This is a genomic window from uncultured Sphingomonas sp. (genome assembly GCF_913778135.1).
Lineage (GTDB): Bacteria > Pseudomonadota > Alphaproteobacteria > Sphingomonadales > Sphingomonadaceae > Sphingomonas.
This window is the reverse complement of record NZ_CAJYVU010000196.1, coordinates 1-4,247: the sequence shown is the minus strand read 5'-3', so window position 1 is coordinate 4,247 and position 4,247 is coordinate 1. Positions and strand designations below refer to the sequence as shown.

Below are 4,247 nucleotides of genomic sequence, written 5' to 3'. Positions count from 1 at the left end.
TGGGTGACAGCCGCCGTGTCCTGTGTGCGAGCCCGGGCTATCTGGCGCGCGCGGGATCGCCGGCGCGACTGGGCGATCTCGGCTCGCATACACTGCTTGCCGCCGAGGGGCAGATGCCGTGGCGGCTGGTGTCGGGTACGCGCCGCGCGAGCATCGATCACGCCAGTCGCGTCGAGACGAATTCGAGCGAGCTGGTGCGCGAGTTGGCGCTGTCGGGAGTCGGCATAGCGCTCCGATCATTGTGGGACGTGGGCGAGGCTCTGCGCGACGGTCGGCTGGTGCGCGTGTTGCGCGAATGGGAGGGGACACGCGATGTCGCGATATGGGCGCTGCACCCGCGTGCGCCGATCGTCTCGTCCGCGGTGCGCGCGTTCGTCGCCTTCCTGCACGAGACGATCGATCCCGCCGCGTGGGAGTAGCGCCTAGAACAATCGCCCGCCGTTCGGCACCGGGTGCGCGGGGCTTGCGAGTACCACCGCGCCGTCCGCGTCGGGGAAGCCGAGCGTCAGCACCTCCGACATCATCGGTCCGATCTGGCGCGGGGGAAAGTTGACCACGGCCGCGACCTGACGCCCGACCAGTTCGTCAGCGGTATGGCGGACGGTGATCTGCGCCGAGGAGCGTTTGATGCCGATCGTCTCGCCGAAATCGATCGTGAGCTTGAACGCGGGCTTGCGTGCCTCCGGGAAAGGATCGACCGCCAGGATCGTGCCGACGCGCACATCGACGCGCATGAAGTCGTCAAACGTGATCGGGCCGGCACCCGGCGCGTCGGGGGCGTTGGTCACGTGCACGGCATCAGAAGTCCGGGTTCTCGTAGTAGCTCGGCGGCTCGATCCCGCTGACGCGCTCGGTCAGCAGCGGGCGGAAGCTGCGTCGGCTCTTGAACGCGGAATACCATGCCTTGGCGTGCGCGTGCCCGGTCCAGTCGATCCCGCCGAGATAGTCCGCGACCGAGATCTGCGACGCGGCGGCAAGGTCGGCGAGGCTGATCGTTGCGCCCGCGATCCATTTGCGATGGTCGAGCAGGTAATCGATGTAATCGAGGTGCCCGACCGACGACTTCATCGCCTCGCGCAGCCGCGACGCATTGGGCGCGGTACGGTGGACCAGCCGGTTGAGCATGCGCTCTTCCAACAGCGGCTGCGTCACGTCGCGGTAGAAGAAGGTGTCGAACCAGGTGACCAGCCGGCGAATCTCGGCGCGGTTGGCCGAGGAGCCGTTGATCATCGCGGCGCGGTCGACCGTTTCCTCGAAATATTCGCAGATCGCGAGCGAATCGATCAGCACCTCGCCCTTGTTCGGCTCGACCATCACCGGAGTCTGCCCGGCGGGGTTCATGTGGAGGAAGTCGTCGCGCCGCTCCCACGGATGCTCGCGCACCAACTGGTAGCCGACGTCCTTTTCATTGAGCAGCGTGCGCACCTTGCGGGTGAACGGACACAGGGTGAATTGGTGCAACTGCCACATATGATGGTGAATAGCGGGACTGCGGTGGTGGGCAAGGCCGCGGATCGCATGCGGCGGCGGGTTTGAGGCAAAACGTGGGTGCGTGCGTCATCCACGTGGACGACGCACGCGATCGCCTATTCCGCCGCGACGAGTTCGACGCTGTCGTCGAGCGGGTAGGGCAGGCGGGTGAGCATCTCCTTCGGCACCACCTGCCAGAAATGCGCGAGCGCGGCGTCCCAGTCTTCCAGCAGCCCCTTTGACCAGCGGCTGTCGGTCGCGCGCGCGTGCGCCTCGACCAACGCGCGCAGCTTGTCCGCCCAGTGCTCGGAGGCGATGCGTTGCCAGACGATGCTCTCCGGGTTGGCATTGCGTGCGAAGCGGCCGCTCGCGTCGTAGACGAACGCCATGCCGCCGGTCATGCCGGCGCCGAAGTTCTGCCCCACCTCGCCCAGCACCACCGCGGTGCCGCCGGTCATATACTCGCACCCGTTCGCGCCGCAGCCCTCGACCACCACGTCGGCGCCCGAGTTGCGCACCGCGAAGCGCTCGCCCGCCTGTCCCGCCGCCAGCAGCCGGCCCGCCGTCGCACCGTAGAGCACGGTGTTGCCAAGGATGGTGTTGTCCTGGCTGGCGAGCGGGGAGGAGACCGCGGGGCGGACGACGATCGTGCCACCCGACAATCCTTTGCCGACGTAGTCGTTGGCGTCGCCGAACACCTCCAGCGTAATGCCCTTGCACAGGAACGCGCCGAGCGATTGCCCGGCCGAGCCGCGCAAGCGGACGGTGACGTGACCGTCGGCGAGCTTGCTCATGCCAAACCGACGTGTCACCTCGCTCGACAGGCGCGTGCCGACCGCCCGGTGCGTGTTGCGCACCGAGTAGGTCAGCTGCATTTTCTCGCCGCGCGAGAAGACCGGGGCGGCGTCCTTGATGATCTGCGCGTCGAGGCTATCGGGTACCTCGTTGCGAAAGGTGGAGAGCGAGAAGCGCCGCTCGGCGTCGGTCGCATCGACCTTGGCGAGGATCGGGTTGAGGTCGAGGTCGTCGAGGTGCTCGGCGCCGCGGCTGACCTGGCGCAGCAGCTCGGTGCGGCCGATCACCTCGTCGAGGCTGCGCACACCCAGCCGCGCGAGGATGTCGCGCACTTCCTCGGCGATGAACGTCATCAGGTTGATGACCTTTTCGGGCGTGCCGACGAACTTGTCGCGCAGCTTCGGGTCCTGCGTGCAGACGCCGACCGGGCAGGTGTTCGAGTGGCACTGCCGCACCATGATGCAGCCCATCGCGACGAGGCTCAATGTGCCGATGCCGAACTCCTCGGCGCCGAGGATCGCGGCGATGACGATATCGCGCCCGGTCTTCAATCCGCCGTCGGCGCGCAGCTTGATCCGCCCGCGCAGGCCGTTGAGGGTCAGGACCTGGTTGACCTCGGACAGACCCATTTCCCACGGCGTGCCGGCGTATTTGATGCTCGTCTGCGGCGATGCGCCTGTTCCCCCGACGTGGCCGGAGACGAGGATCACGTCGGCGTGCGCCTTCGCAACACCCGCCGCGACCGTGCCGATGCCGGCGGAGGAGACGAGCTTGACGCAGACACGCGCGCGCGGGTTGATCTGCTTCAGGTCGTAGATGAGCTGAGCCAGATCCTCGATCGAGTAGATGTCGTGGTGCGGCGGCGGCGAGATCAGCGTGACTCCGGGCGTCGAGTGCCTGAGCCGCGCAATGAACTCGGTCACCTTGAAACCGGGCAGCTGCCCGCCCTCGCCGGGCTTGGCGCCCTGCGCCACCTTGATCTCGATCTCCTCGCAGGCGTTGAGATATTCGGAGGTGACGCCGAACCTTCCGCTCGCGATCTGCTTGATGACCGAGTTGGCGTTGTCGCCGTTCTCGTACGGCTGGTAACGGATTTTATCCTCGCCGCCCTCGCCCGAGACTGCCTTCGCGCCGATGCGGTTCATCGCGATCGCCAGCGTCTCGTGCGCCTCCGGTGACAGCGCGCCGAGGCTCATGCCCGGCGTGACGAAGCGCTTGCGGATCTCGGTGATCGCCTCGACCTGATCGACCGCGACGCCCTCTGCCGGGAAGTTGAACTGGAACAGGTCGCGCAGGTAGATCGGCGGCAGGTCGGCCACCCCGCGCGAGAATTGCAGGTAGCTCGAATAGCTGTCTGTCGCGACCGCCGTCTGGAGCAGGTGCATCAGTTGCGCAGAATAGGCATGCGCCTCGCCGGTGTGGCGCTGACGGTAGAAGCCGCCGATCGGCAGCGTCGCAACCGCGCTGTCGAACGCCGCTTCGTGCCGCTCGGTCGCGTTGACGTGGAGCGAGGCATAACCCTCGCCACTGATCTTGGCCGGCATGCCGGGGAACAGGTCGTTCACCAGCGCGCGGCTGAGCCCCACCGCCTCGAAATTATAGCCGCCGCGATACGAGGAGAGGACCGAGATCCCCATCTTCGACATGATCTTGAGCAGGCCTTCCTCGATCGCCTTCTTGTGGCGGACCAAGCAGTCGTCGAGGCTCAAGTCCCCGAACAGCCCGCGCGCCTGGCGATCGACGATCGCGGCCTCGGTCAGATACGCGTTCACCGTGGTCGCGCCGACGCCGATCAGCACGGCGTAGTAATGCGTATCGAGGCATTCCGCAGTGCGGACGTTGACCGACGCGTAGGAGCGAAGCCCGCGGCGAACCAGATGCGTGTGGACCGCGGCGGCGGCGAGCACGCCGGGGATCGCGACGCGGTCTTCACCGATATGCTCGTCGGTCAGGAACAGCTCGCTGCGCCCCTCGCGCACCGC

Annotated in this window: 4 protein-coding genes; 1 reads left to right on the top strand and 3 read right to left on the bottom strand. The window is 67.1% G+C overall.

The genetic code is table 11. The annotated features are described in order from the left end of the window. On the top strand, nt 1–419 hold a 419-nt coding region (locus QZ847_RS16620), incomplete at its 5' end, for a substrate binding domain-containing protein (protein WP_294358738.1). Between the two features lie 3 nt (nt 420–422). On the opposite strand, the gene QZ847_RS16615 is transcribed toward QZ847_RS16620, so the two are convergent. The 3 genes from QZ847_RS16615 to gltB all read right to left on the bottom strand — a co-directional run. Then, nucleotides 423–794 (bottom strand): tRNA-binding protein, encoded by a 372-nt coding sequence (locus tag QZ847_RS16615; protein WP_294358736.1) that lies wholly within the window; start codon nt 792–794, stop codon nt 423–425. A 4-nt stretch (nt 795–798) separates the two neighbouring features. Further along, the gene (locus QZ847_RS16610; protein WP_019517479.1) at nt 799–1,470 is read right to left on the bottom strand and encodes a glutathione S-transferase family protein; all 672 of its coding nucleotides are present in this window, start codon (nt 1,468–1,470) and stop codon (nt 799–801) included. A gap of 116 nt (nt 1,471–1,586) precedes the next feature. Beyond that, nucleotides 1,587–4,247, bottom strand: a 2,661-nt coding sequence (gene gltB / locus QZ847_RS16605) for a glutamate synthase large subunit (RefSeq protein WP_294358734.1), incomplete at its 5' end; no start/stop codon positions are given.

Coding starts and splice junctions, on each gene's coding strand:
- QZ847_RS16610 (WP_019517479.1), bottom strand. CDS start 1,470: ATGTGGCAGTTGCACCAATTCACCCTGTGTCCGTTCACCCGCAAGGTG.